The 26,145-nt window shown below is 71.3% G+C and carries 25 protein-coding genes, 1 tRNA gene and 1 pseudogene; 19 read left to right on the top strand and 8 right to left on the bottom strand.

Features of this window, described 5'->3' with window-relative positions:
* Positions 1–33: 33 nt before the first annotated feature.
* A complete protein-coding gene (locus AN215_RS16860; RefSeq protein ID WP_070013796.1) occupies positions 34–441 on the bottom strand; it encodes an ATP-binding protein in 408 nt (135 codons plus the stop codon).
* A gap of 86 nt (positions 442–527) precedes the next feature.
* Here AN215_RS16860 and AN215_RS16865 point away from each other — a divergent pair, with 86 nt between their 5' ends.
* The 3 genes from AN215_RS16865 to AN215_RS16870 all read left to right on the top strand — a co-directional run bounded on the left by AN215_RS16865 (position 528) and on the right by AN215_RS16870 (position 2,478).
* Entirely contained in the window at positions 528–1,379 is an 852-nt protein-coding gene (locus AN215_RS16865) for a helix-turn-helix domain-containing protein (protein ID WP_070014006.1), read from the top strand.
* Positions 1,339–1,548, top strand: coding sequence for a DUF397 domain-containing protein (locus tag AN215_RS28720; protein ID WP_079123124.1), 210 nt, complete (start codon positions 1,339–1,341; stop codon positions 1,546–1,548). Before AN215_RS16865 ends, AN215_RS28720 begins: the two co-directional genes overlap by 41 nt.
* 72 nt (positions 1,549–1,620) lie before the next feature.
* Positions 1,621–2,478, top strand: coding sequence for a DUF1206 domain-containing protein (locus AN215_RS16870; protein WP_070013797.1), 858 nt, complete (start codon positions 1,621–1,623; stop codon positions 2,476–2,478).
* Here the strand turns inward: AN215_RS16870 and AN215_RS16875 are convergent.
* The 3 genes from AN215_RS16875 to AN215_RS16885 form a co-directional block, all read right to left on the bottom strand.
* The gene (locus tag AN215_RS16875; RefSeq protein ID WP_079123125.1) at positions 2,475–3,104 is read right to left on the bottom strand and encodes a dihydrofolate reductase family protein; all 630 of its coding nucleotides are present in this window, start codon (positions 3,102–3,104) and stop codon (positions 2,475–2,477) included. The two genes, AN215_RS16870 and AN215_RS16875, sit on opposite strands and share 4 nt — an antisense overlap.
* A gap of 160 nt (positions 3,105–3,264) precedes the next feature.
* Positions 3,265–4,731, bottom strand: a complete 1,467-nt coding sequence (locus AN215_RS16880; RefSeq protein WP_079123244.1) for a S41 family peptidase — start codon at positions 4,729–4,731, stop codon at positions 3,265–3,267.
* A gap of 300 nt (positions 4,732–5,031) precedes the next feature.
* Entirely contained in the window at positions 5,032–5,766 is a 735-nt protein-coding gene (locus tag AN215_RS16885; RefSeq protein WP_070013798.1) for a type 1 glutamine amidotransferase domain-containing protein, read from the bottom strand.
* Between the two features lie 235 nt (positions 5,767–6,001).
* Here AN215_RS16885 and AN215_RS16890 point away from each other — a divergent pair, with 235 nt between their 5' ends.
* Positions 6,002–6,910 (top strand): LysR family transcriptional regulator, encoded by a 909-nt coding sequence (locus AN215_RS16890; RefSeq protein ID WP_070013799.1) that lies wholly within the window; start codon positions 6,002–6,004, stop codon positions 6,908–6,910.
* 108 nt (positions 6,911–7,018) lie between these two features.
* Here AN215_RS16890 and AN215_RS16895 read toward each other — a convergent pair whose 3' ends face one another.
* Positions 7,019–9,127: a hypothetical protein gene (locus tag AN215_RS16895; protein ID WP_070013800.1), complete on the bottom strand. Its 2,109-nt coding sequence runs from the start codon at positions 9,125–9,127 to the stop codon at positions 7,019–7,021.
* A gap of 442 nt (positions 9,128–9,569) precedes the next feature.
* Here AN215_RS16895 and proB point away from each other — a divergent pair, with 442 nt between their 5' ends.
* The 5 genes from proB (at position 9,570) to AN215_RS16920 (ending at position 13,720) form a co-directional block, all read left to right on the top strand.
* A complete protein-coding gene (gene proB, locus AN215_RS16900; protein WP_070031212.1) occupies positions 9,570–10,706 on the top strand; it encodes a glutamate 5-kinase in 1,137 nt (378 codons plus the stop codon).
* A 337-nt stretch (positions 10,707–11,043) separates the two neighbouring features.
* Positions 11,044–11,451 (top strand): DUF8830 family protein, encoded by a 408-nt coding sequence (locus AN215_RS16905; protein ID WP_245694583.1) that lies wholly within the window; start codon positions 11,044–11,046, stop codon positions 11,449–11,451.
* 64 nt (positions 11,452–11,515) lie between these two features.
* The gene (locus AN215_RS16910) at positions 11,516–12,241 is read left to right on the top strand and encodes a TetR/AcrR family transcriptional regulator (RefSeq protein WP_079123126.1); all 726 of its coding nucleotides are present in this window, start codon (positions 11,516–11,518) and stop codon (positions 12,239–12,241) included.
* Positions 12,242–12,414: 173 nt separating this feature from the next.
* On the top strand, positions 12,415–13,272 hold the full coding sequence (locus AN215_RS16915; RefSeq protein WP_070013803.1) for an SDR family NAD(P)-dependent oxidoreductase: 858 nt from the start codon (positions 12,415–12,417) through the stop codon (positions 13,270–13,272).
* Between the two features lie 85 nt (positions 13,273–13,357).
* On the top strand, positions 13,358–13,720 hold the full coding sequence (locus AN215_RS16920; RefSeq protein ID WP_079123127.1) for a hypothetical protein: 363 nt from the start codon (positions 13,358–13,360) through the stop codon (positions 13,718–13,720).
* A 49-nt stretch (positions 13,721–13,769) separates the two neighbouring features.
* On the opposite strand, the gene AN215_RS16925 is transcribed toward AN215_RS16920, so the two are convergent.
* Positions 13,770–14,453 (bottom strand): response regulator, encoded by a 684-nt coding sequence (locus AN215_RS16925; RefSeq protein ID WP_216093874.1) that lies wholly within the window; start codon positions 14,451–14,453, stop codon positions 13,770–13,772.
* 4 nt (positions 14,454–14,457) lie between these two features.
* Positions 14,458–15,792: a sensor histidine kinase gene (locus AN215_RS16930; protein WP_070014011.1), complete on the bottom strand. Its 1,335-nt coding sequence runs from the start codon at positions 15,790–15,792 to the stop codon at positions 14,458–14,460.
* 180 nt (positions 15,793–15,972) lie between these two features.
* Between AN215_RS16930 and AN215_RS16935 the strand changes: the two genes are divergently transcribed.
* From AN215_RS16935 to AN215_RS16950, 4 genes are all read left to right on the top strand, one after another.
* Positions 15,973–16,545, top strand: coding sequence for a YceI family protein (locus AN215_RS16935; protein WP_070013804.1), 573 nt, complete (start codon positions 15,973–15,975; stop codon positions 16,543–16,545).
* A 123-nt stretch (positions 16,546–16,668) separates the two neighbouring features.
* Positions 16,669–17,946, top strand: coding sequence for a glutamate-5-semialdehyde dehydrogenase (locus AN215_RS16940; protein WP_070013805.1), 1,278 nt, complete (start codon positions 16,669–16,671; stop codon positions 17,944–17,946).
* A 94-nt stretch (positions 17,947–18,040) separates the two neighbouring features.
* Positions 18,041–18,922 (top strand): SCO2584 family spore wall biosynthesis protein, encoded by an 882-nt coding sequence (locus AN215_RS16945; protein ID WP_070013806.1) that lies wholly within the window; start codon positions 18,041–18,043, stop codon positions 18,920–18,922.
* A gap of 286 nt (positions 18,923–19,208) precedes the next feature.
* The gene (locus AN215_RS16950) at positions 19,209–20,369 is read left to right on the top strand and encodes an SCO2583 family membrane protein (protein ID WP_070013807.1); all 1,161 of its coding nucleotides are present in this window, start codon (positions 19,209–19,211) and stop codon (positions 20,367–20,369) included.
* Positions 20,370–20,504: 135 nt separating this feature from the next.
* Here the strand turns inward: AN215_RS16950 and AN215_RS16955 are convergent, their stop codons facing one another.
* Complete coding sequence (locus AN215_RS16955) at positions 20,505–21,635, bottom strand: M48 family metallopeptidase (protein WP_070014012.1); 1,131 nt, start codon at positions 21,633–21,635, stop codon at positions 20,505–20,507.
* 335 nt (positions 21,636–21,970) lie between these two features.
* Here AN215_RS16955 and AN215_RS29870 point away from each other — a divergent pair, with 335 nt between their 5' ends.
* From AN215_RS29870 to AN215_RS16980, 6 genes and pseudogenes are all read left to right on the top strand, one after another.
* Positions 21,971–22,132 (top strand): hypothetical protein, encoded by a 162-nt coding sequence (locus AN215_RS29870; protein WP_171904209.1) that lies wholly within the window; start codon positions 21,971–21,973, stop codon positions 22,130–22,132.
* Positions 22,133–22,256: 124 nt separating this feature from the next.
* Positions 22,257–22,883, top strand: coding sequence for a nicotinate-nucleotide adenylyltransferase (gene nadD / locus AN215_RS16960; RefSeq protein ID WP_070014013.1), 627 nt, complete (start codon positions 22,257–22,259; stop codon positions 22,881–22,883).
* Positions 22,880–24,550: an LCP family protein gene (locus AN215_RS16965; RefSeq protein WP_070014014.1), complete on the top strand. Its 1,671-nt coding sequence runs from the start codon at positions 22,880–22,882 to the stop codon at positions 24,548–24,550. The genes nadD and AN215_RS16965 overlap by 4 nt, the downstream gene beginning before the upstream one ends.
* Positions 24,551–24,626: 76 nt before the next feature.
* Positions 24,627–25,061: pseudogene (gene rsfS / locus AN215_RS16970) on the top strand (ribosome silencing factor); the annotation flags it as partial.
* Positions 25,062–25,180: 119 nt separating this feature from the next.
* Positions 25,181–25,843 (top strand): histidine phosphatase family protein, encoded by a 663-nt coding sequence (locus AN215_RS16975; RefSeq protein ID WP_070014074.1) that lies wholly within the window; start codon positions 25,181–25,183, stop codon positions 25,841–25,843.
* Between the two features lie 129 nt (positions 25,844–25,972).
* Positions 25,973–26,045: transfer RNA gene (locus AN215_RS16980), tRNA-Ala, on the top strand.
* Positions 26,046–26,145 lie beyond the last annotated feature (100 nt).

Below are 26,145 nucleotides of genomic sequence, written 5' to 3' on the forward strand. Positions count from 1 at the left end.
CCGTCGAGGCGAGGCTGTCAGCCGGATGCCCGTTCATCCGGCTGACAGCTCGCACCACACGGTCTTGCCCGTCCGTTCAGGCATGACCGCCCACTTATCGGTCAGCAGCGAGACGAGTGCGAGGCCCCGTCCGCCCTCGTCCCATTCGGTCGCGGAGCGGTGAGTAGGGGCGGCGGGGGAGCGGTCGTGGACTTCTAGACGTACGCCCGTGTCCGTACGGAGGAGCGTGACGACGCACCAGCGGTCAGGGACGTGGCGGTGGACGTTCGTCACCAGTTCGGTCAGGGCGAGTTCGACGGGGTCGGTGAGCTGGGGCAGCTCCCACAGCCGCAGATACGCGCGGGCGATCCGGCGGAGGTGACGCGGCGAGTGATCGCCGACGGTCAGCGCGATCCGGTAGCGACGGGGCGGGAATTCGGTGGGTTCCTCGATGACGTTCACAGGACAAGGCTGTGATGCGGCGATTACTCTCGGCTATGGCTGGAAATTAACTCCGCGCAGAATCAAGTCCGTTGATGGGGGCTGGGGTGGCGAACGTTCGTGAGTTGGATCCGGGAGCCTCTCCACTCAACTACCTAGGTGCCGAACTGCGACGGCTAAGGGAAGCGGCTGGACTGACGTTGGAGGACCTCGGGGGAATCGTTTTCTGTACTGGGTCACTGATCAGCCAGTTCGAGACGGCACGTAAGGTTCCCCGACCGGAGTTTCTGGAGCGTGCTGACGTCGCTCTTGGCGCAGATGGCGCTCTGTTGCGGCTCTGGGAACTCGTCAAGCGGAGCGGGCTCCCGGCTTGGGTTCATGAGTACGTTCGGCTTGAAGCTGAGGCCACGACTATTTACACCTTCCAAGCGCAAGTCGTGCACGGGCTGTTGCAGACGGAGGACTATGCGCGCGCAGTTCTCCGTTCTGCAGGCCCGGCAGAGACGCTTGAGGAGCGAGTCGCCGCCCGGATGGCCCGGCAGCGGATCCTTGCGGGTGGGGGCTCGCCGCTGATCTGGATCATCCTCGACGAAGGGGTTCTGCATCGACCCGTCGGTGGACCAGAATGCATGCGAACTCAACTGGCTCATTTGTTGAGTTGCCGTGAGGCTACCAGCGTCAACGTGCAGGTCTTGCCGTTCGCGGCCGGAGCACACCACGGGCTGACAGGCTCGTTCACGCTGCTCACCTTTGAAGACGCCCCGCACGTCACCTATTCGGAGACATACGAGTCCAATCAGCTGAGCGTTGATCCCAAGGCCGTCGCAGCAGGTTCGTTCCGTTACGATCATCTTCAGGCCGCAGCGCTGTCCCTCGATGCCTCGGCGGAACTGATGGCCCGCGTTATGGAGGACTTGCATGAGCACCGGTCCGAGCCTGGTCGACGCACGGTGGGTTAAGTCAAGTTACAGCGGGAACAGCGGCGGCGAGTGCGTCGAAGTCGCCCAACTCCCCGCCGTTCGCGGGGCCGTCGCCGTACGTGACTCCAAGGCCCCCGAGGGGCCGGTCCTCACCTTCCCCGCCGCGTCGTTCGCGCACCTCGTCCGGACTGTCGCTCTCGACCGATAGGCCGGATTCCGCGTTTCCGGCGCACCAGCCGGGGCAACCGCTGACCTGAGCTTCACAAGGGGAGGCGGAGCCATGAACGCACCGGCAGTGGTGAGACGCGGGCGGCGCAACGCCAAGCGCACCGCGAAGCGGAACGCCAAGCAGGCGGCCGACAGCACAGCACTCGAAGGAGTCGCGCGTGCGGGCATGGTCGCGCAGGGCGTGCTGTACGTACTCGTCGGCCTGCTCGCTCTGCGGATCGGCTTCGGCGAGGGCGGCAAGGCGGCCGATCAGGGCGGCGCCCTGCGGCAGTTGGCGGAGCAGCCCTTCGGGCGGTTCCTCATATGGGGCGTCGGGATCGGCCTGGCCGGACTCGCCCTGTGGCGTTTGTCCGAGGCGCTGTTCGGGGCGTCGGAGAAGGGCGGGCACAAGTCGCACAAGCGGCTGATGTCGGCAGGGCGCTTCGTGCTGTACGGGGTGATCGCGTTCTCGGTGCTCTCGTACGCGGCGGGGGAGAAGGGCAGCGGCTCCAGCGACGCCAAGTCCCAGGACGTCACCGCCCGCGCGTTGTCCGCACCGGCCGGGGAGTTGCTGGTGGGCGGAGTCGGGCTGGCCCTCGCGGCGATGGGTGCCTGGGGTGCCGTACAGGCGGTGCGGCGGAAGTACCACGACCAGTTGAGGATGTCGAAGATTCCGCGCCGCAAGCGCAAGTGGATCGACGTGCTCGGGGTGAGCGGCGGTGTCGCACGCGGGGCCGTCCTCGTCGTCCTCGGGCTCTTCGCCATGGAGGCGGCGTGGTCGGACGACGCCGGTGAAGTCAAGGGCATGGACGAGGCGTTGCGTACGTTCGCGCAGACTCCGGCCGGGCCGTGGCTGCTCGTGGCGGTCGCCGTGGGCGTCACGCTCTACGGCTTGTTCTCCTTCGCGCTGGCGCGCTGGCGCCGCGTCTAGTGCTCCGACCGGGCAGGGTTCGCCGGTGCGGTGGTCCGGGGCGGGTGGCCGGAAGTTGAGCACTGGCGTCCCTTCGGTCGGTAGATCCGTCCGAAGCTGCGCGGGCTGTCCTCGTAGATCCCGACCAGTTCCCAGTCGATCCGGCGCCCGCCGGGAACGTCGAAGATGCGGACACCGTCGCCGAGGAACACCGGGGCGACGAAGACCTGCAACTCGTCGACGAGGTCGTGCTCGAGGGCCTGCCGGGCGATGTCGGCACTGATGATCTGCACGTCCCTGTCGCCGGCGATCTCCTGAGCGCGACGGATCGCCTCCACTACGCCACAGTTCAAAGGGACGACAGCCGGATCAGCGGCGAGCTCTTCCGGGCGGTGAGTCAGGATGAACTCGGTCCCCGACCACGCGCCGCCGTAGGCCTGCGAGGTCGTCTCGTCCCGCTCGTCCTGCTGGGCCTTCGCCGCGTCGTAGCCGGCCCGGCCGGCGATGATCACCGCGACATCGCCCGCCATCCGCTCCGTGGTGCCCTCGGCCAGCGGTTCCGCTGCGGACATCCAGCTCATGTCGTGCCCCGGGCCTGCGATGAATCCGTCGATCGAGCATGTGAAGCCCCAAGCCACCTTGCCCATGTCTCCTCCTCGCCGGCCGACGCCTCGCGGCCCTGGATCCGGTAGTCCAGGCGAGACCGTCCCGAGTGAGCAAACCACAGCCTTCAGGTGCGCGCTGGTTGCCGCACGTGCTCTGGCACAGCCGGGACGGAGGCGGGACCTCGACCGCGCTCAACCTCGCTCAGCCGCGCCCCCGCAGCTCGTTCCTCGCACGGTCGAAGGCGGAGTCCCGCTCCTCGGCGAACTCCTCGTCCGTGAAGACCGGTTCGGTGACGTGCGGCGGGATGCCCGTGCCGTCGAACGTGCGGCCGTCGCGGGTGCGGAACTCCTCGTTCGGGAGCAGGAAACTCCAGCCGTTCGGAAGGCGTCGCTCCATGGTGTCGGAGAAGACGCCCTGCGTGGGCTGCCCGATCCTTACCGTCCGCCCGGGCCGGTCCATCAGGGCTTGCGTGAAGGTCTCACCCGCGCTGACCGTCGAGCCGCCCGTCAGCACCGCGACCGGTCCGTTCCAGCGGGCCCGTCCCGCCGCCGGCTGTACGTACAAGGGCTGCGGCCTGGTGAAGCGCGCGGGGTCGGACGGGTCGTTCCGTGCCGCCTTGGCGTAAGCGAAGTAGGGCCGGTCGGTGAGGCGGGCGGCCAACTCCAGACCCAGGCTGTCCGATCCGCCGCCGTTGATCCGCAGATCGACGATCAGCCCCCCGAGGCGCTCGGTGCGCTCCTTCGTCAGTACGGTGTCGAGCGCACGCCGCAACTCGGCGCGGTCGGCCGCGTATCCGCCGGCCTCCGTGTAGCCGGCGAAGCCCGACACGCGCAGATAGCCCTGCAGACCGCCCTGTCCTCCGGGGAGGTCCGCGTAGCCGATGCGGCCTCCTGCGAACTCCCGCAGCTCCTTGCCCTTCAGATCCCGCCTCTCGACGAACTCCCGCACCCTGGCGTCCAGTTCGGGGGTGGGCGGCCGGGTGCCCGGACGGACCTGCCCGAAGGAGCCGGTGTCTCCGGCCAGCACCGCCACGTGTGCGTCGTACAGCGGCGTGACCATCTCGCGGAAGACGGCGAAGAGTTCGTCCTTGCCGGTGCCCGCGTCGACGCGCGGCCGGTACCGGTCGCGCACGGCGTGCCAGTCGACCCCCTTGGCCTCGAAGAACGGGTAGTTCTCCTCGAACGTCTGCCAGAAGACGTCGAAGCTCTCCAGCGGGTCGCCAGAAGCGGGGCGGCCGCAGGCGCGGGGAAGCGCGTCGACGCGGCGCAGGCGGCGGTCGCCGGGCGAGCCGTCCACGCGCATCGCCGCGCGGTCCCGGCTCCCCGCCCGGCGCAGCGTGAAGCTCTCCCCGTCGCCGGTGGTGTAGCGGGCGGCCGTGCCCTGCCCGCCCGTCCGCTCGGCCGAAGTGCCTTTCAGGCAGCTCACTTCGGTGGTCTGATACTCCCGCACACGGTTCTCCGTCACGGACAGCACCGTGCCGTAGCCGTCCATGCGCCACGCCCCGGCGACAGGTCCCCTGGCGTGCCGGTCCGCGGCGGCTGCCGCGGACCGCCGGGCCTCCTCGGCGGAGGCGACGCTGAGCGCGGCGCTGCCCGTGACCGCCAGCACGACTGCGGTGACCGCCGCCGCCTTGGCCGCGCTTCCGAACGAACTTCCCGTCTCCGTCATCAAGTCGTCCCCGTTGGTCGCCGGTTGGTCCGCACCCACGATCGCCGGACCGCCCCGCCTGCGACATCCCGCTGCCCGCCGCCTCGGGAGTGGGGGAATCCCCCGGGGCGTGGTGGAGCTGCGGGCACCGGCAGCAGGCCGCGGCGGGCACGGGCCGGCGTGCGGGCCCGTCCGCCGGCTCAACCGGCCGCGTCCATAAGCCGGTTGGCCAAGAGCGGCCCACTACCGCCGTCCCGTCCCGGGGAGACACGCGCCTCCCCGGGACGGTGGTACCCGTGCGGACCGGAGCGCGACTGTACGTCAGGCGGAGCCGCGCTCCTTGAGAGCCTGGACCACCTGACGTGCGGTGTCGTGACTCGACTGCGGGTTCTGCCCGGTGATCAGATTGCCGTCGGCCACGACCTTGCTGGCCCAGGCCGGACCGGTCTCGACCACGGCCCCCAGGTCGCGGAGCCTGCTCTCGACGAAGTACGGGACCGCTTCCCCGAGGCCGCCCTGCCGCTCCTCCTCGTCGGAGAAGACGGTCAGCCTGCGTCCGGAGAAGACGAAGCCGGCGCCCGTGTCGCCGCTCTCCCCGCTCGCGCCGCTCGCGCTGAGCACCCCGGCCGGGCCGTGGCACAACGCCGCGACGATCTTGCCGCTCCGTTCGGTGGCGGTGAGCAGCCGGCCGAGGTCCGCGTCATGTGCCAGGTCCTCCATCGGGCCGTGGCCGCCGGGGATGTAGACGGCGTCGTAGTCGGTCGCCGTCACATCGGCCAGGGCCAGCGGCTTGGCCAACTGGCCTGCCAGGGAGTCCAGATAGGCGCGGAACTCCTTCGCGTCGCCCGGCTCCACATTGCCGCGCTCGTCGAGGCTGATCGGGTCGACGGTGGGCTGTGCGCCACCGGGGGTCGCGATGTCGACGTCGATGCCCGCCTCGGTCAGCACCTGGTGCGAGACGACGACCTCTTCGGCCCAGTAGCCGGTCGGGTGGGCGGTGCCGTCGGCCAGCGTGAGGCTGTCGGCAGCGGAGACGACCATAAGGATCTTTGCCATGGCGGATCTTCCTTCTCTAGCTCTCTGTAGCTCTGCAGCTGTCCGGTTCTGAAGCTCTGCAGCCCCGCAGCTCTGTCGTCGGCCGGCCCTCGGGCGGTCGCGGTCGCCGCGCCGCCGGCTGTCGCCGTGCCGGTGTCCGTCGTCCTCCACTTCAACACTCACAGGCCTCGGAGTTCCTCCGCTAATCTGGCTTCTGCCATCAGATTTCTTATGGCTGGACGATCTGGAGACTTGCGTGCCGGACCTCGATCTGCTGTCCACGTTCCTGGAGATCTACCGGGGCGGGTCGATCACCGCCGCGGCCGACCGGCGCGGGCTGAGCCAGCCCGCCGTCAGCGGTCAACTGGCCCGCCTGGAGGAGCAGATCGGCGAACCCCTCTTCGTACGCTCCCGCCGTGGCGCCGTCCCCACCGAGCGTGCGTACGAACTGGCACGGCGGATCGGCACCCACCTCGACGAGCTCCATCACGCCCTCGGCGGCGGCGAAGGCGATCAGGCGGACCACCGCGGCACGGTGCACCTGGCGGGCCCGTCCGACCTGATGGCCATGCGTGTGGTGCCCGCCCTCGCCCCGCTCACTGCGGGCGGGCTGCGGCTGCGGGTCACCCTCGGCCTCGCGGATGAGCTGCTGGCGGCGCTCGCCGCCGCCCGCGTCGACCTGGTGGTGTCCGCGGTGCGGCCACGGCTGAAGAACGTGGTGGCCAAGCCCTTCGCCGACGAGGAGTTCCTGCTGGTCGGACCGCCCGGCCTCGCCCGCACGGTCGACCACGGCCGGCTGGCCGGGGAACCGGTGGACGCGCTGGCGCACCTGCCCCTGGTGGCGTACGGGGAGGAGCTGCCGATCATCCGCCGCTACTGGCGCAGCGAGTTCGGCCGCCGCCCGCCCAATCCGCTCGCGGTCACCGTTCCCGACCTGCGCGCCGTCCTGGCTGCCGTCGTCGCGGGCGCCGGGGTGTCCGTACTTCCGCGCTACCTGGCCGAACCTGCGCTCGCGGCCGGCTCGGTGGAGACGCTTCACCAGCCGCAGGTCCGTCCCCTGAACACCCTGTACCTGGCGACTCGCGTCGGCGGCCTCGCCCATCCCGCCGCGGCCGTGGTGCACCGCCATCTGACCGAGCGCTCGCGGGAGTGGGAGCTGCTGTGAGCCGGGGAGGGCGGCTCCGTGCCGTGCACGCACATGACGAAGGCCCTGGGAGGCGCCGGTCTCGGCGTCTCCCAGGACCTTCGGACGAAGCAGACGTGCGACGGGCCGTCAGGCCGTGACCTGGTCGGCGTCCTCCGGGTCGGACGTCGTGCCGCCGTTCGCCGCGGCCTCCATCTCGGCTTCCTCCGCGGCCTCCTGGGCCTCCGTCTCGCGCTGGCCGGGGATCTCGCTCGTACGGCGGGCGACCCGCTCGTTACGGGCGACCGTGGCTTCGCACAGGTCCACCACGGCCTGGTTGAAGCGTGTGATCGACGGCGGGTCCGAGGGGCCGAGGAGATGGACCTTCAGCTCCGCGCGGGCCTTGGACAGGCCGTCCTTCGACGGCTCGCGCACCGTCTCCAGCAGCTCCGGGATCTCCTTCGCCTCGGGGGAGAGGATCGCGGCTGCCCGTACGGTCGGGAAACCGGCCCGGAACTCCTCCTCGCTCAGGCCGCTGGTGTTGGCGACCGCGTAGGGCTTCTCGCTCGTCAGATAGTCCGAGACGACGGAGGAGACGTCGGAGATGAGCAGGTCGGACTGGTTGAAGCAGGTGTAGATCGCCGGGCGGGGGCCGGTGATGATCTGGTGCTCCCACTCCGGGAAGGAGGCCCAGTTGGCGGCCTCCCAGGCGGTCGTCGCCGCAGCGACGCGCTCGGCCCGGTCCGCCTCCGGCGTGGACTGGAGCATCATCCGCTCCACCTCGTCCGCGCCGCGGCGGAAGGCGGTGGTCGTCAGCTCGTCCAACTCGCGTGCGCGGCGCTCCAGTTCGGCCGCGGCATCGGCGCCCGGACGCTCGCCGGAGCGCTTCGCGTTCGCCTCGGTGATCATCTCCTGGATGCGGGCGTCGGCGGCGCCGGCGCGGGGGTCGACGGAGCCGGTCATCGGATGCGGCTTGTACAGCAGCCGCACGCCCGGGTCGGCCAGCAGCGCGCGCACGATGTTCTCACCGGCCAGGATGACCGAGGTGTTGCCCGGGTCGTTCGTCCAGCCCTCCCAGGTGGGGGCGTACAGAACGGTGGTGTACGCACCCTGCGGCGGGCCCGCGTACGGCTCGATCGGCGAGAGCTGCGGGCGGCCGACCTCGACCACGTCACGGTCGTCCACGCCGATGTCGGCGAGCTGGTAGCGCTCGCGGGCCGCGGGGCCGGCGACCCAGACCTCGTCGTAGGCCTTGGCGTACGGGTTGCAGGAGGAGAGCTTGTCGCTCTCGCCGTGGTTGATGAAGGCGTGCTTGATGGTGGGGATGCGCAGCACCTGCGAGGTCTTGCCGGAGTTCGCCGGGTGCAGCATCACCTTGAGCGTCGAGTGCTCCAGGTGCATCAGATGCGCGACCTTCGGGATGCAGATGATCGGGACGTCGGTCGCTTCGATCTTCTGCACCATGAACCGCTCACGGAGCACGATGACCGGGTTGCCACCGAGCTCGGCGAGCGTGGAGAGCCACATGTTCGCCTGGTACGCGGAGGTGGTGCCGCCCGAGAAGTACATGCCGACGGTCGGCTTGTACGCGGCCAGCCAGCGGCCGAGCCAGTCCAGGGCCTGCTGTTCGTTGGCGTGCCGCTTCTTCGGCAGCATCCAGGTGCCCAGGTACACGGCGCCGCCGAGCGACAGCGCGATGCTCAGGCCGAGCCCGGCGATGCCCCACACCTCGGTGGCGAGCGCCGCGCTCAGCATCAGTCCGACGGTGCCGGGGATGGAGAACCGCAGCAGACGGCGGCTGGGCTGCTTCGCCAGCAGGCGCGGAGGCGCGATGGTCAGGCGCAGGCCGGAGGCGTCGATGTTGCGCGTGAGGATCGGCAGCGTACGGCTGCGGCGCACGAACTGGGCGACGGCCTGGCACAGGAAGTGCGTGGCATAGGCGGCGAGCAGCAGAAGCGTGAGGGGGCGCTCGATGTCCGGCGGTACGTCGGGGATGCGGACCAGGCCGATGACGATGAGCATGTCGCGCAGCAGTTGGCGGGTGGTCACGTCGAAGCGGACCTTGCCGAGCAGGGCGAGGAGGCCCGGCTGCTGGTGCGTGAGGTAGAGGTCGAGCGCGAGGCCCGCCACTGAGGCGACGATGAAGACGGGCACGTTCGGCAGCAGCGCGCCCGCGAGCTGCGCGGCGTAGAAGACCGTCAGCGCGAGCAGCGCCGTCAGCTGGACGGCGCGTCGGGTGGAGAGACCGGCAGAGGGCACGGGACTGGGCTCCTGGCAGGAGGTCGGGGGGCGGAATGGAAACCGGCCGGTGGGGGTGGCGGCCGTGGTCGACCACTGACCGTATGCCGGGCACCGGGCCGGTGACAATCTGCGTCGGGGTGTCCTGAGTCGATACGCGGACAAAGGTCATTATCCCCACCCGTCCACTGGTCGGAACGGGCGAGCGCCGCTGATCAGCCCTCCCGTAGATTGCTGAGGCAGGGCAGCGGACAGGCAAGCGGGAGCAGCGGCGACAGGCTGGAACCGTACGTGACACAAGTGACGTACGGGGCGAATACAGGAACGGGAACGCACGGGCGTGACAGAAGGAACAGACGGGCAGCGGGACGTGGGTGCCGGAACGGCAGCGGGTGCGGACACCGGGGCGGGCGGGGAGCCGCGTGGCGCCGGCGGTGACGGGCGGGGTGTGCCGCGCGCCGATGTGGCGCACGCGCGGCGGATCGTCGTCAAGGTCGGCTCCTCCTCGCTCACGACGGCGGCCGGCGGCCTGGACGCCGACCGTGTCGACGCGCTCGTCGACGTACTGGCCAAGCACGCCGCGACCGCGGGCGGCGCGAACGACGGCTCCGCGCAAGCCCCGCAGCGGGAGATCGTGCTCGTCTCCTCCGGGGCCATCGCCGCGGGTCTCGCGCCGCTGGGCCTGCCGAAGAGGCCCCGCGATCTGGCGCGGCAGCAGGCCGCGGCGAGCGTGGGGCAGGGGCTGCTGGTCGCCCGCTACACCGCGTCGTTCGCACGCTACGGGCGCCGCGTCGGACAGGTGCTGCTGACCTCCGACGACACCAGCCGCCGCGCCCATTACCGCAACGCCTACCGGACGCTGGAGCAGCTGCTGGCGATGGGCGCGGTGCCCGTCGTCAACGAGAACGACACGGTCGCCACGGAGGAGATCCGCTTCGGCGACAACGACCGTCTCGCTGCGCTCGTCGCCCATCTCGTACGGGCCGACCTGCTGGTCCTGCTCTCGGACGTCGACGGGCTCTACGACGGCGACCCGGCTTCCCCCGGCACTTCCCGCATCACCGAGGTCACGGGCCCCGGGGACCTGGCGGACGTCGAGATCGGCAGCGCGGGCAGCGCCGGCGTCGGCAGCGGCGGCATGGTCACGAAGGTGGAGGCAGCCCGTATCGCCGCCGCCGCGGGCGTGCCGGTGGTACTGGCGTCCGCCACCCACGCCGCGGACGCGCTCGCGGGCCGCCGCACCGGCACTTACTTCCACCGGACGGGCCGCCGCGCCGCCGGCCGGCTGCTGTGGCTGGCGCACGCGTCGACGCCGCGCGGCGCGCTCACGCTGGACGACGGAGCGGTACGGGCGGTCGTCCAGCGGCGCACCTCGCTGCTGGCGGCGGGCATCGCCGGGGTCGAGGGCGAGTTCTCGGCGGGCGACCCGGTCGAGCTGCGCGACGAGCGCGGGGTCGCCGTCGCCCGCGGCCTGGTCAACTTCGACGCGAAGGAGATCCCGCAGCTGCTGGGACGTTCGACGCCGGAGCTTGCTCGCGAGCTGGGGCCCGCGTACGAGCGGGAGATCGTGCACCGCGACGACTTGGTGCTGCTCGACTGAGCGGGACCGTGGTGGCCAGGTCGGCCCGGGTGGCCGGGGCGGCCGGCGGGAGCCCGGGGCCGCACCGGCCCGCGCGGGGCGGCGTGCTCGCCCGCGCATGAGCTTCGCGTGCGCCCCCGCCCGCGCCCTTCCGTGAATGGTTCGTGCAGAGGGCGGGGGAGAGGTGTCCGAACCGTCATCGGCCGGGAGAGAAGACCAGCCTTTCCACGGACACCTTCCGGAAAACGGCCACGCGGCCGGTCCCGGGCTGGTCAACTTTTCAGTAGGGGTCGTGCGGCAGCGAAGCGACGCCGGGACCGAGAGCATCCACCGGACGAGGAGGCCATCCGTGAGACGGCTGGTCAGCGTTGACACAGAGCAGCGGGCCGAATCACGTACGGGCGCCGTTGCGGTAGGGCGGGATCACGCCCGGCTGTGGCACATCACTCTCAGCGTCGCCGGCAAGGAGGCCCCCCTCAAAGAGGTGCGCCGGTCGCTGGAGAAGCTCGCCTACGACCACCCCTTTCTTCTGAACAGCCGGTATGCGAACGATCATGCCGAGATCCGCTACTGGGAAGAGGCGCGCGACCTGCACGACGCCGCCGCCCTGGCGCTGCGGCTGTGGGGAGAGCACCGGACCTCGGCCAAGCTTCCCCCGTGGGAGATCGTCGGCCTCGAGGTCGTCGGCCGCGAGACGTACCACCAGCGGGTGGCCGAGGGATACGGCCCGCCGCCCGCCGCCTCCATGGGCATTCACCCCTTCTGATCCGTTCCGCGGGCCCGGCGGCCATTCGCTATATCAGTGCTACAAGACGTACCGTGGCGCTGAGATGAGTAAGAGTGTGAGCATTCCGGCGCGCGACAGGCTTCTCCTCGCGGGGGCCGAACTGCTGGAGGGCGCGGGTGAGCAGAGCGTCTCGACTCGTGCGATCTGTGAACGCGCGGGAGTGCAGGCCCCTTCGCTGTATCACCATTTCGGAAACAAGCAGGGACTGCTGGAAGCAGTGGTCAGCCACGGATTCCGGGAGTTCCTCGCCGCGGGCCCCGTGGGCTCCGACGGAGGCGACCCGCTCGGCGCGGTGCGTGAGGGCTGGGATGCGCATGTCCGGTTCGGTGTCGAGCATCCGGCCTTCTACTCCTACATCTACGGCCGGCCGCGGCGGGGAGAGCGGTGCGGTGTGGTCTCCGACGTCGAAGCGATGATCCTCGGGACTCTCGAACCCCTGGCGAGTCAGGGCCGGCTGAGTGTCCCGGCCGCCGATGCCGCCGCGCAGATCCTCGCCGCCAGCAGCGGTGTGACGCTGGCGCTCATCATGTCGTCCGGCGAAGTGTCCGACTGGAGCATGTCCGCGCGGGTCCGCGACGCCGTGCTGCGGTCTGTCACCGCATCCGTCACCCCGGACCCTGTCCGTGAGGGGACCAGCATCGCGAGCGCTGCGGCTGTGCTCTCGGAGGTGCTCGCCCGTGACCCTGGCGAGGCCGACGTGCTGGGACGCCACGAAACCGCCCTGTTCAGGGAGTGGCTGGGCCGTCTCGCCGCGAGCGCACAGCGCTGATCCGCACTTCTCCCGGCGTCGTTCCACATCTGCCGCTGTTGCGGGACAGCCGCACACGAGTCGTGTAGCACTGCTGTGGCCATTGGTATATCGTCGCTACACAGGTGTCGCGTCGCGATGCGTCAGAAGCTCGCGGTGCGGGGAAGCGACGACATGGGATCGGAATCGGTGACATGAGGACCTGGTTCATCACCGGCGGGACTCCCGGCGGCTTCGGAATGGCGATCGCGGACGCGGCCCTGGAAGCCGGTGACCGCGTGGCCCTTACCGCTCGCCGGAGCGACGAGCTCCGGCCCTGGGCGACGGAGCACGGGGAGCGCGCCCTCGTGCTGCCGCTCGACGTGACGGAACCCGTGCAGGTGCGTCAGGCCGTCACAGCGGCGGAGGACCACTTCGGCGGGATCGACGTGCTGGTGAACAATGCCGGGCGCGGCTGGTACGGCAGCGTCGAAGGCACTGATGACGTGGCGGTGCGGCGCTCGTTCGAGTTGAATTTCTTCTCCGTTCTGGATGTGATGCGCGCGGTCCTGCCCGGAATGCGCGCCCGGGGCGACGGGTGGATCGTGAACATGTCCTCGGTGGCCGGGCTCCGGGGTCCGCTGGGCTTCGGCTACTACAGCGCCGCCAAGCACGCGGTCGAGGGAGTCACCGATGTGCTGCGCCAGGAGGTCGAGCCCTTCGGCATCAAGGTCCTCGTGGTGGAGCCCGGCGCGTTCCGCACGCACGCCTACAGCGGCTTCGCGGACGAGCCGGTGCGTGAGTCCGTCGCCGCCTACCGGCCGATGCTGGAAACCGTACGGGCGGCGATGATCGCGCAGGACGGCAGCCAGCCGGGCGACCCGGTCCGCGGCGCACGGGCGATCGTGGGCGCCCTCGGTGAGAGCCACCCGCCGCACCGGCTCGTCCTGGGCAACGCCGGCTACGAGGCCGTGGTCGAAGGCTTCGAGACGGCGCTGGCCGAGGTTCGCGCCGGCGAGAGTGTCTCCCGTGCCGCGGACTACCCGCCCGGCGAACGACGCCCCGGAGCCTGATGCCCGCGCGCACGGCCGGCCCGTCGGCGCGGACCCGGGCAAGAAGCACAGGAGCACAGGAGCACAGGAGCACGAAAGGACGGTCATGGACATGGAACCCCCGGGGCGGCAGATCAGCCGCGAGGAACTGCCGCCCGCCGTCGGCCGCTGTCTCGACGCGTACGGCGCCGGTGACACGGCCGCCGCCGCGGCGTACTTCGCGGGCGACGCGACCGTCGTCGACGACGGCAGGACCTACACAGGCACCGACAGCATCACTGCGTGGCTCGGCACATCCGCGACGGAGTGGACGTACACGATGACCCCGACCGCATTCCGCCGGACCGGCGACGAGCAGTACGAGATCACCCAGCATGTCGTCGGCGACTTCCCCGGCGGAGTCGTGGATCTGCGCTGGCGGTTCGCCCTGCGCGACGGGCTCATCGCTCGCCTCGTCATCGAGCCTTGACGGTGCGGCAGTTCCGCTCGCGTCGCGCTGCTCGTGGCCGGGCCCCGGGTCATGGACCGGCGATGCCCGCGTCGTGGGCGACCAGGCCTGCCTGCGTACGGTTCCCGCAGCCCAGCTTGTCCAGCACACGCGAGACATAGCCCTTGACCGTGGCCTCCGAGAGGTGGAGCCGGGCCGCGATGCGGGCGTTGGGCAGGCCCTCCCCGAGGCAGGCCAGGACCTCGGCCTCGCGTTCGGTCAGTGAGCCGATGAGCTTGCGCGCACGGTCGCGTGCGGAGTGGCTGTCGGACGACGCCGCGACCAGCCGCCTGGCCGCCGCCGCGGAGAGCACCGTGTGCCCTTCGGCGGCCACCCGTACGAGCCCGATGAGGTCCTCCGGCGGCGTCGACTTGACCAGGAACCCGGCGGCCCCGGCGCGCAGCGCGCGCAGCACGTACTGATCGGCGTCGAAGGTCGTCAGCACCACGACCGCCGGCGGATCGGCGAGTTCGCGTACGCGCTCGATCGCGGTCAGCCCGTCCACGCCGGGCATCCGCAGGTCCATCAGTACGACGTCCGGTCTGCTGCGCACGACGGCCTCGACGCCGGCCGCCCCGTCGTGCGCCTCCTCGACCACCTCGATGTCTCCGGCCGAGCCCAGGATCGTGCGCAGGAATCCGCACACCATCGGCTCGTCGTCCACGACGACCACACGGACCACGCCGCGCCCCTCTCCGGTACCGGTGCCGGCCATGCCGCTACACCGCCGCTTCCGCGGTCGGTACGTAGGCGGGCAGCGTGGCCTCGACGCTGAAGCCGCCGTCGGGTGACCGGCCGGCGCGCAGCGTGCCGTGCACCAGTTCCAGGCGCCGGCGCAGCCCCGCGAGGCCGAGGCCCGAGCCGGTGCCCGCGAGGACGGCGGCGGTCGCGGCGGCGTCCGCGGTGACAGCGGCCGCGGTCCCGCCGCCGGCGCCCGCGCGCGCGTCGGCGCCCGCGTGCGCGCCCGCTCCCGGGACCCCGACGGCACCCGCGTCCGCCACCACCATCGGAGGCGTGTTGCGCACCGTGAGCCGCACCTGCGTCTCCCCGTACTCGACACGCACGGTCACCCGCGCCCCGGGCGCGTGCTTGCGGACGTTCGTGAGCGCCTCCCGCACGACGCGGTACGCCGTGCGCCCCACGACCGGCGAGGCCAGCCTCCTGTCCCCGTCCTCGACGAGCTCGGCCGGTGTCCCCACCGCCGCCGACTCGGCGACCAGTTCCGCGAGTCCCGCGGCCGCCTCCGTGTGCGGCAGCCCCTCGGGCTCCGTACGCAGGATGCCCACCAGGTCGCGCAACTCCTCCAGGGCCTGGCAGCCCGCCGCCCGCAGCTCCTCGGCGGCCTGCCGGGTCGCCTCGTCGGGGGCGGTCATCCGCAAGGCGCCCGCCTGCAGCGCCATCAGGCTCACCCTGTGCGTCACGACGTCGTGCATCTCGGCGGCCAGCCTGGCACGTTCCTCCGCGCGGGCCTGCTCGGCGAGGAGGTGGCGCTCGCGCTCGGCGCGCTCGGCGCGTTCCGTGAGCGCGCGCACGAGACGCCTGCGGGCGTCGAAGTACAGCGCCAGCAGCGGGCCCACGGCGGTGCGGCCCAGACCGATCGTGACGACCGTGAACGACGGCTCCCAGGGCCGCGCCACGACGACGACGAAGGCGGCGAGCGCGACGAACGCGGTGCGCCGGCTGCCGTGCCTGTGGAAGACCGGCCCGTAGGCGGCCAGTGCCGTGGCGAACGGCGCCCACACCTTCCCCGGCTCCGCGGGCGTCAGCACACCGGCCGGCGAGATCAGCAGCGTCACCGCCAGCGTGAACACTCCCAGTACGGCCAGGACGGCGAGAGGCGCGCGGCGGCGGAAGACCAGCGAACCGCACGCCACGGCCTGCACACCCAGCATGATCCAGGCGAGTGTGCCGGGGTGCCGGGGCCACCACGTCTCACCGGCCAGCGTCAGAGCCGTGTCCAGCGCTACGAAGAAGACGGCGAGGGAGGCGTCCACGGTTACGGGGTGACGGCTCAGCACCCCGCCCTGCCACGGCCCGCACCGCGCGTCTGTCATGACGGACACGGTATGTCAGCGCGGCTCGCCGGGAGTTCGCCGTGCGGCGACCCGGGACGAACGGCGGGGCGCGGACCCTACGAAAGTTCCGCGCACGTCCCCGCGGCGGAACTTACGTCGCCGCGAGTGGAGACGGTCCGCCCTGCCGCGCGGACCCCGTCCTGCCGTGCACTTGGGGGCATGGACACCGAACAGGACCGCAGCAGAACGTCCGCGCCGCTTGCGGAGATCACGCCTCCGGAGATCACGCCTCCGGGGCTCGGCCGCTACGAGATCGACACCGGCAGCTCCACGATCGCGTTCACCACCCGGCACGTCTTCGGGCTCCTGCCGGTGCGCGGCACCTTCGCCGTACGGGCGGGGACCGTCGACGTCGCCGAACCGCTCGCCGCGTCCGCCGTGCACGTGGAGATCGCGGCGGCGAGCTTCGACACCGGCAACCGGGCACGGGACGCCGCCGTACGGTCGGCCCGTTTCCTCGACGCCGGCCGGCACCCCGTGATGACCTTCGACGCCGGCGCGGAGGCGGTGGCCGGGACGGCCGGGGGCGTGCGCCTGACCGGCACTCTCACGGCACTGGGCGTCAGCAGGACCGTCGGCCTGGAGGTCGGGGAATGCACCGTGACACCGCGGGACTTCACCCTCCGCGCCACGGCCCGCGTCGACCGCAAGGAGTTCGGGGTCACCGCGTCCCCGGGGATGGCCGGGCGCCACCTCGGCATCTCCTTGCACATCCGTTGCGTGAAGGCCTGATCACCGGGCCCGCAGCCGGGGGGCGGGGGGAACGGGACGGTCGCCGGTACGGGGGTCCGGCGGCCGTCCCGCACGCTGGGACGGCACCGCGTCCGGGCCGCGCGTCTGGCTAAGCTCGGAGACATGAGCGCAACGCAGAGCCAGGCGACGCAGAACCCGTCCGTCACCGAGACCGCCCGCCGTGCGAAGGAGGCCGCCGCCGAGCTCGCACCGCTGCCGCGCACGGTCCGTGACGCGGCGCTGCTCGCCGTGGCCGGCGCGCTCACGGCCCGTACGGACGAGATCGTCGCCGCCAACGCCGCGGACGTGGACAAGGCCCGCGCCGCCGGGACGGCGGAGGCCATCGTCGACCGGCTGACACTGACCCCGGAGCGGATCGCGGCCATCGCCTCCGACGTGCGCGACGTGGTCGCGCTCCCCGACCCGGTCGGCGAGGTCGTACGCGGCTCGACGCTGCCCAACGGGCTCGAACTGCGCCAGGTCCGCGTACCGCTCGGCGTCGTCGGCATCATCTACGAGGCACGCCCCAACGTCACCGTCGACGCCGCCGCGCTGTGCCTGAAGTCCGGCAACGCGGTGCTGCTGCGCGGCTCTTCCTCCGCGTACGCCTCCAACTGCGCCCTGGTCGAGGTGGTGCGCGACGCGCTCGCCGGTGCCGGGGTGCCCGCCGACGCCGTGCAGCTCGTACCGGGCGAGAGCAGGGACAGCGTGCGCGAACTGATGCGCGCCCGCGGCCTGGTGGACGTGCTGATTCCGCGCGGCGGCGCCTCGCTGATCCGCTCCGTGGTGGAGGAGTCCACGGTGCCGGTCATCGAGACCGGCGTGGGCAACTGCCATGTGTACGTGGACGAGGCCGCCGACATCGACACGGCCCTCTCCGTCCTCGTCAACTCCAAGGCGCAGCGACCCAGCGTCTGCAACGCCGCCGAGACCGTCCTCGTACACGAAGGAGTGGCGGCCGAGTTCCTGCCGCGCGCGGTGGAGGCCCTCGCCGGGGCCGGCGTGACGGTGCACGGCGACGAGGCGTGGCAGAAGGCGAGCGCTGACGTCGTCCCGGCCACCGACGAGGACTGGGGCACCGAATACCTCTCGTACGACATCGCGGCGGCCGTCGTGCCGTCGCTGGACGCCGCGGTCCGGCACATCCGCGAATGGACCTCGGGCCACACGGAGGCGATCGTCACGAGGGACACCGCCGCGGCACGGCGCTTCACGGCGCTCGTCGACTCGACGGCCGTGATGGTCAACGCGTCCACGCGTTTCACCGACGGCGGCCAGTTCGGTTTCGGCGCGGAGATCGGCATCTCCACGCAGAAGCTGCACGCCCGCGGGCCCATGGGGCTGCCCGAGCTGACGTCGACGAAGTACGTGGTCACAGGGGACGGTCACACGCGCGAGTGACCCACCGGGCGGCCACTCGCGGGCCGTTGCTCCGGTTCTGACGGAATCCTGCTTCTCCCTGCCCTTATGGACCGCAAAGGTCTACGCTGACAGCGTGCCGGACGACGTGGGGGGCCAGCCGTTTCCGGACGGTGAGGGGCCCGAATACCACTACGGGGCTGCGGACGACGAGTTCGCCGCCCTGGTACTCGATGAGGACTTCGTGCGGTCCGCCGCCATCCACGAGCCCACCGCCGTAGAGCGCATATTGGCCGCCGCGCAGTCGCACGCCGAGAGCGAGACTGTCCGCGGCTTCGAGGACGGCTACGTGTACGGGCCGGGCACCGAGGGCGAGTTCGGCCTCGACGACGACCCGGACGGCACAGCCGGCCATGACGGCCTGTCCGGCCCGGCGGATCTCGACGACGACTCCGACGACGACGAGGGCCGGTTCGACCGCTCCGACTACACCGAGTACCTGGAGCCGGCCGACGGAGACGAGTACGACCACTACGAGTCCTACGGGCCGTACGAGTCGTACGGGCCGTCCTACGGTCCGTACAACTACAACGCCTTCGGCGAGAGCGGGCACTACGGCCCGTACCAGTACGGCCGGTTCGCCCCCTACGACCAGTACGACCAGTACGGGCAGTACGTCCGCTTCGGAGCGAACCGCCGCTACGACCCCCGTTTCGACCTGGGCGAGGAGCACGGCTCCGACTTCCGCCGCCGGCCCGCGCACGCCAAGCACGGTGCCGCCTCGCGGCGCCGTCCGTACCGCGGCCACGCCCGCTGGCAGCGGCCGGTCGCCTGGCTGCTCGCCCTGGTGATGGGCATCGGCATGGTGGCCCTCGCCCTGGGAGCCGTGTACCGCGGCACGTCGCAGCAGCGCCAGGACCCTTCGCCTCCGCCAGCGACCACGGGCGTCGACTCCTCCGGCAGCGACGGTGCCGCGCAGCGGCTGACCGGGATACCCGCCCAGTCGCGTCCGGGCTGAGCCGGGCCGGCTGAGCCCGACAGCGCGCAAGTCCCCCGTAGTCACCGCGCGATGGGGTCTCCCCGTCGAAGGCAGGGAAGCAAGTCCCGCAAGCTCCGCAAGTCCCACAAGCCCCGCAAGTCCGGACGGTTCACCGCATCCACGGAGCCCCCGTCCGCCCCTGACGGCCCGTACGGTCACCGGTTCGTCACGCCGGGGCGACGAGGTGTTCACGAACACGTGCATCCGCCGGGTTGCCGGTGCCCAGAAGCGTTTACGCGGGCCCGCGCGGCCCTACTCTGTTGTTATGGCCGGGCGAGGCAATCCCCCAGAGGGAACACCCGACGACGCCTCCGGGGGCGACGACGAGTATCGCGAGGACTACCGATCCGTCGTCTTCGACGAGTCCTTCATCAAAGCTGCGCGGCTCCAGGAGTTCTCCGCGCGCGAGCGGATGGAGGACGAGGAGCACGCAGCCGTACGCAACCGCGCCTACGCGCCCTCGGGCGAGAGCGCGGACCCAGGACTCGAGACCACATACGGCAGAGGCTCCATCACCGCGTCCCGGCAGGGCATCGTCCTGGTGCTGCTGATCGTCCTCGCCTTCGGCACCGCCATCTACATGGGCATCCGCAACCCCTACCAGGCCCCGCCCGAACCACCCGCCGAACCGATGCGGAACTCGCTGCTGCCGCTGGCGCCCCGCGACGAAGTGCCCGGCGCCACGCCCGCGGACCTCTTCAAGCACAGCCCCGCTGCCCAGTTCCGCACGGGAGCCGACGGCGTGACGCTGCCGCCGGCGCGCCGCATGCGGCACTTCTCCGAGAGCCAGGTGCTCTCCGCCCTGACGGCCGCCAAGGAGTACATCGTCACCAGCTCGCTCGACCCGGCCGTGCTCAGCGGGAACTCCGTACGCGACGTACGGATAATGCTCGACCCCGCGCAGCAGGAGCAGTTCGACCAGAGCATGGACCACCCGCGCAACGACGGGCGGCACTCCGCGACGGGCTGGATGGTCCGCTTCGACCCGTCGAAGACGACGCTCGCCGACCCGCGGATCCGGGTCAACGGCACGCTGACGGTGCAGGAGGCGGGAGCCGACGCCCTCGAGGTCGTCGCGGATCACGTCTTCGTCTACGCGCTGCGGGCGACGGAGGGCGGCGACGGGAAGAAGGCCGAGGAGAAGTCGTCCCTGTTCACCGTGCGGCGCGAGGTCCGTTTCCAGATCGACCGCGAGGATCTTCGGCGGCAGCAACTGAGCGTGCAGCAGGTCTCGATGCGCGCCGGGCCGCTGCCCTGCTCCGCCGACATGACGGACGCGCTGGCTCCGCTGATGGCAGGCGAGCGGGCCAAGGACGACGGAGCGGCGGGCACTGACCCGTATGCGCGCGGGCGGTCCTCGGCCTCGCTGTGCGGCGTGCTCTCCACCAGCTCACAGCCGAGCCCGGCCGCGCGGAAGGACGACTAGACGGACGGGCAGGCCCTGACGAGATCGTCAGGGCCTGCCCGTCCGGTGCGGACTTCCGCGCGGCCGGGCTCGTTCCGGGCGATTGCGACTGCGACTGCGACTCGTGCCCGGGGCTGACGGCGACTGCGGCACCGCTCAGCCGGAGCTGCTGCCGCCACCCGAACCGCTGCCCCCTGAACCGCTGCCGCCCGAGCTGCCGTTGCCGTTGCCGTTCCCGTTTCCGTTGCCCTCGCCGCCGCTGGTCCGTCCGGTGAAGGTGTCGCGCAGCTTGCCACCCAGGTCGCCGGCGCCGCCCGCGATGTCGCGGACGAGACCCATCAGCGGGTCCTTGCTGCTCTTGAACGACTCGGTGTAGTGGTCGGCCGACTGCTTGAACGAGTCGGAGACGGACGTCTGCTTGTCGTCCTCACGCCGCGGGTAGTGGCCGTCCATGAGGCGCTGGTAGTCGCGGCTCTCGGCCCACTTCTTCAACTCGGCGGCGCGCACCGCCGTGAAGGGGTGGCTCCGCGGCAGCACATTCATGATCTTCAGTACGGAGTCGCGGATGTCGCCGCCGGACTCGTACTCCTCGGCCTGCGCGAGGAAGGAGTCCACGTTCATCTCGTGCAGGTGGTTGCCGCCCGCGAGCTTCATCAGCCCGCGCAGCGACGCGGGCAGGTCCTGCCCCACGAGCAGCCCCGCACGGTCCGCCGACAGTTCCGACTTGCGGAACCACTCGCGCAGCGCTGTCACTATCGCCATGATCGCGACGTTGCCGAGCGGGATCCAGGCGACCTTGAGCGCGAGGTTGGTCAGGAAGAGCAGGATCGTGCGGTAGACGGAGTGCCCGGACAGGGCGTGTCCGACCTCGTGGCCGATGACCGTCCGCATCTCCTCCTCGTCCAGCAGCTCGACGAGGCCCGTGGAGACGACGATGACCGGGGCGTCCAGCCCGATGCACATCGCGTTCGGATTCGGGTCCTGGTTGACGTACATCGGCGGGACCTTCTCCAGGTCCAGTATGTAACAGGCGTCCCGCAGCATCGAGTTGAGATGTGCGAACTGCTCGTCGTTGACGCGGACCGAGTTGGCGAGGAAGAGCAGCCGCAGGCTGCGCTCCGTCACGAGCCCGCTCAGCGCCTTGAAGACCGAGTCGAAACCGCTCAGTTTGCGCAGCGCCACGAGCGCCGAGCGGTCCGACGGATGTTCGTACGCCCGGGAGGAGATCCCGGGAAAGCGGCGCCGGTTGCGGCCGGGCAGCCGCTCGGTGCCTGCGTTGTCGCTCATCGCGTTCCCCCTGTCGCTTGTCTCACCGTTGACGGTGGGTTGAGGTCAGCCTAGGCGCTCGGAACCGGAATGCCCGGGGGCGAACGCATCCGGTGCAAACCCCGGACGTGGGGATGAGACGTCGTACGGGCCCCGGAAGGTTGCGCCCGGGACATGGCCGGGAGAGGAGCCAGGAGAGGAAGGGCTGAGCGAGACCGGCCGAGAGGGGGCCGGAGGTGACCGGTGAGGCCCCGAGAAGGAAGCGAGAGGTGGCGTGAGCCCGCCGGAGGGCCCCGCATACGATGTGCAGCACGCAAACCGATGTCCGGCCCACACGTGGATAGGTCCTGCCGACGATGATGCTTCCCAGCACCGCCCACCACGCCTTCGCCGCTCTCGCCTCCGAGGGGGGCGAGCACGGGCACGACCCCGTCCTCCCGTACCTCACCGGCGGCGGGTCGCTGCTGGCGCTGCTTCTGCTGCTGTGGATCACCACGCGCTTCAACCGGGACCGCTGACCCGGGCCGTCCCCCGGCGCGTTCCGGGCGTCCCGCGACTCCGGCGGACCCCGTCGCGCGGGTGGTCTCCGCGTCGTACGGGCGGAGCAGCGGAGTGAGGTTCGAGGGGATAAGGTCGGCTCGCATGGGAGAGCACATAGTGCCCGGCACCGGCAAGCGGCGGCTGGGAGTGATGGGCGGGACCTTCGACCCGATCCATCACGGGCACCTCGTCGCCGCCAGCGAGGTGGCCACGCGCTTCCACCTCGACGAGGTCGTCTTCGTGCCGACCGGGCAGCCGTGGCAGAAGAGCCACCAGCAGGTCTCGCCCGCCGAGGACCGCTATCTGATGACGGTCATCGCGACGGCCTCCAACCCGCAGTTCTCGGTCAGCCGCATCGACATCGACCGCGGCGGCCGCACCTACACCATCGACACGCTGCGTGATCTGCGGGCCGCGAACCCGGAGACCGACCTCTTCTTCATCACCGGCGCCGACGCCCTCGCCCAGATCCTCGGCTGGCGCGACGCCGACGAGCTCTTCTCCCTCTCCCACTTCATCGGGGCCACCCGGCCCGGGCACACGCTGACCGATCCCGGTCTGCCCGACGGCGGGGTGTCGCTGGTGGAGGTCCCGGCCCTTGCCATCTCCTCAACGGACTGCCGCGAACGGGTGCGGCGGGGCGACCCCGTCTGGTATCTGGTCCCGGACGGGGTCGTGCGCTACATCAACAAGCGGGGGCTGTACGGGGAGGAGGCGCCCCAGACATGAACGAGCGCTACGGGTACGACCAGTACGGGCGGCAGCAGGGCGGGCAGCCGTCCGGGGAGCCCCGGTTCCTCGGGTACGACGAGTACGGGCAGCCGGTCTACGGCTACGACGAGAGCGGGCCGTACGGGCCGCCGCAGCAGCCAGGACAGCCCGTACAGCCGGAGCCGCAGGGATACGGCGACGAGGGCTACCAGCGCTACGAGGGCTACGAGGGATACGAGGGTCCCGGCGCCTACGGCACGTACGGAGCGCAGGCGGCACCCGCGGAGCCCTATCAGCAGGCACCCCCGCAGCAGACGCAGCAGGACTGGATCCCGCAGCAGCAGGAGCAGCGGCTGCCGCCGGACGCGGGAGCGCCCGCGGCCGGGGCCGGCAGCGGAGCCCGCACGGGCGGCCAGGGCCATGACGCCGACGGCGGATACCGGACGGAGCAGTTCTCCTTCGTCGAGGAGCAGGCCGACGAGTCCGAGGACGTCATCGACTGGCTGAAGTTCAGCGAGAGCCGTACCGAGCGCCGCGAGGAGGCCAGGCGCCGCGGCCGCAACCGCGTCGTCACCCTCGTCGTCGCCCTTGTCGTGGTGGCCGCGGGCGGCCTCGGATATCTCTGGTACGCGGGCAAGCTGCCCGGCCTGAGCGGGGACGAGGGCGGCGCCGCCACGACAGCGGGCCAGCAGCGCGACGTGATCGTCGTACATCTGCGCTCACTGGACGGCGGCGGCAGCTCCACGGCGCTCCTCGTGGACAACGCCGACGCCAAGCGCGGCAACACCGTGCTGCTCCCGAACACCCTCGCGGTCTCCGGTGAGAACGGCACCACGACCACCCTCGGCAAGGCCGTCGAGGACGAGGGCACGGCCCCGACCAGGGAGTCGCTCGGCACCCTGCTGGGCGCCGACATCAAGGGCAGCTGGCGCCTGGACACCCCGTACCTGGAGAACCTCGTCGAGCTGGTCGGCGGCATCAAGGTCGACGCGAACGCCACCGTCCCCGGTGAGAAGAAGGGCGACGAACCGTTCGTCGAACGCGGCAAGGCACGGACCCTCGACGGGCCCGCAGCGGTCGCCTACGCCACGTACCGGGGCCGAGGCGAGCCGCAGACGCGGCAGCTCGAGCGCTTCGGCGAGGTCATGCACCAGACGCTGCGGAAGCTCTCCAGCGACTCCAAGTCGGCGACCAGGACCGTCGAGACCCTCGGCCAGATCCCCGACCCGTCGCTGCCGGAGAAGGAGCTGGGCGCCTCGCTGGCGAAACTGGCGAGCCAGGCCAAGGACGGCGCGTACAAGACCCAGACGCTGCCCGTCAGGGCCAACGGCACGCTCAGCGGACGTACGAGCGACGGCCTGGTGAAACAGGTGCTCGGCGGCACCGTGAAGAACACCGACCCGGACGCAGCTCCGAGGGTGAAGATCGTCAACGCGAGCGGCGACCGCGGCAGCGACGACGCGGCGTCCGCGGCACTGGTCAACAGCGGCTACACCGTCGTCAAGGGCGGAGCCGGCAGCAAGGCGCAGGCCCGCTCCCAGGTGACGTACGCCGGAGGCAAGTACAAGGCCAAGGCCGAGGAAGTGGCGAAGACGCTCGGACTGCCCGCGAGCGCGGTCCGCAAGGGCAAGGGCGAGGCCAACGCCGATGTCGCGGTCGTGCTGGGCAGGGACTACAAGGAGTGAGAGCTCCGGCCGGGCGTGAGATCCTGGTTTCCGACACGCACACATGTCCACCGCTTCCGATTCGAAAGCCTCGCCTGTGACCGCCACGGACCGTTCCATCGAGCTGATCGACGCCGCCGCCCAGGCGGCAGCGGACAAGCTCGCGCACGACATCGTCGCCTACGACGTCAGCGACGTACTCGCCATCACCGACGCCTTCCTGCTCGCCTCCGCACCCAACGACCGGCAGGTCAAAGCCATCGTCGACGAGATCGAGGAGCGTCTGCTGAAGGAGAAGGGCGCCAAGCCGGCCCGCCGCGAGGGCGAGCGGGACGGACGCTGGGTGCTCCTCGACTTCATCGACGTCGTGGTGCACGTGCAGCACAGCGAGGAGCGGGTCTTCTACGCGCTGGAACGGCTCTGGAAGGACTGCCCCGAGCTGGACCTCCCCGAGGACGCCAAGGCCACGCGCGGCAAGGACCGCGAGCACGCCGTGCGGGAGGCGGCCGCCGCCGGCGACGACGGCGGAGAGGGCGGCGGCCCGGCCTCCGGCTCCGGCACGGGCGAGGGCCCGGCGGACGGCCGCGGGGCCTACGAGCCCGCGTCCGAACGGGGCGGAAGTGACGGTGCGCGGTGACGGCGCAGCCCGCCGTGACTCCCACTCCCGCGCCGCCTGAGCGGCGCGACCGCAGGATCGTCCTCTGGCGGCACGGCCAGACCGCATGGAACCTGGAGCGGCGCTTCCAGGGCTCCACCGACATCGAGCTGACACCGGCAGGCCTGGAGCAGGCCCGCCGCGCGGCCCGTCTGCTGGCCGCGCTGCGTCCTGACGCGATCCTCTCCTCCGACCTGCGCCGTACGGTCGCGACGGCGGCGGAGCTCGCCGCGCTCACCGGGCTCGACGTGACGCACGACGAGGCGCTGCGCGAGACCTACGCGGGTGCGTGGCAGGGCCTCACGCACGAGGAGATCGTCGAGCGGTACGGCGACGAGTACGCGGCGTGGAAGCGCGGCGAGCCCGTGCGGCGCGGCGGCGGCGAACTCGAGACCGAGGTCGCGGACCGGGCGGCGCCCGTCGTCGAGCGCAGCGTGGAGAAGCTGCCGCCCGGCGGGACGCTGGTCGTGGTCAGCCACGGCGGCACGATCCGTACCACCATCGGGCGTTTGCTCGGCCTGCTTCCGCGCACCTGGGAGGCGCTCGGCGGGCTCTCCAACTGCTGCTGGTCCGTGCTGGGCGAAGGCGCGCGCGGCTGGCGGCTGCTGGAGCACAACGCGGGCACGCTTCCGCAGCCGGTGCTCGGCGACGACGACTAGAGGGCCGGTGCGGGTGCCGGTGACCGGTGCCCGGGGCGATTTCCCATCCGGCCTGGTCACCGGTTAGGCTTCCTCCCGTTCACGAGGCGGCGCCGCGGTTCCCGCAGTCGGCAGGTACGTGAACTCCCCGGGGCTATAGCTCAGTTGGTAGAGCGCTTGCATGGCATGCAAGAGGTCAGGAGTTCGATTCTCCTTAGCTCCACGAGTGCGAGGGTGACGTGTGTCCGCGGAAGGCGCGGACCGGATCGCCCTCCTTGTTTTTGCGCGGCTTCGCCGCGCGGGGCGGGGGCTCCGCCACCCGC

The organism is Streptomyces abyssalis, assembly GCF_001751365.1.
Classification (GTDB): Bacteria; Actinomycetota; Actinomycetes; order Streptomycetales; family Streptomycetaceae; genus Streptomyces; species Streptomyces abyssalis.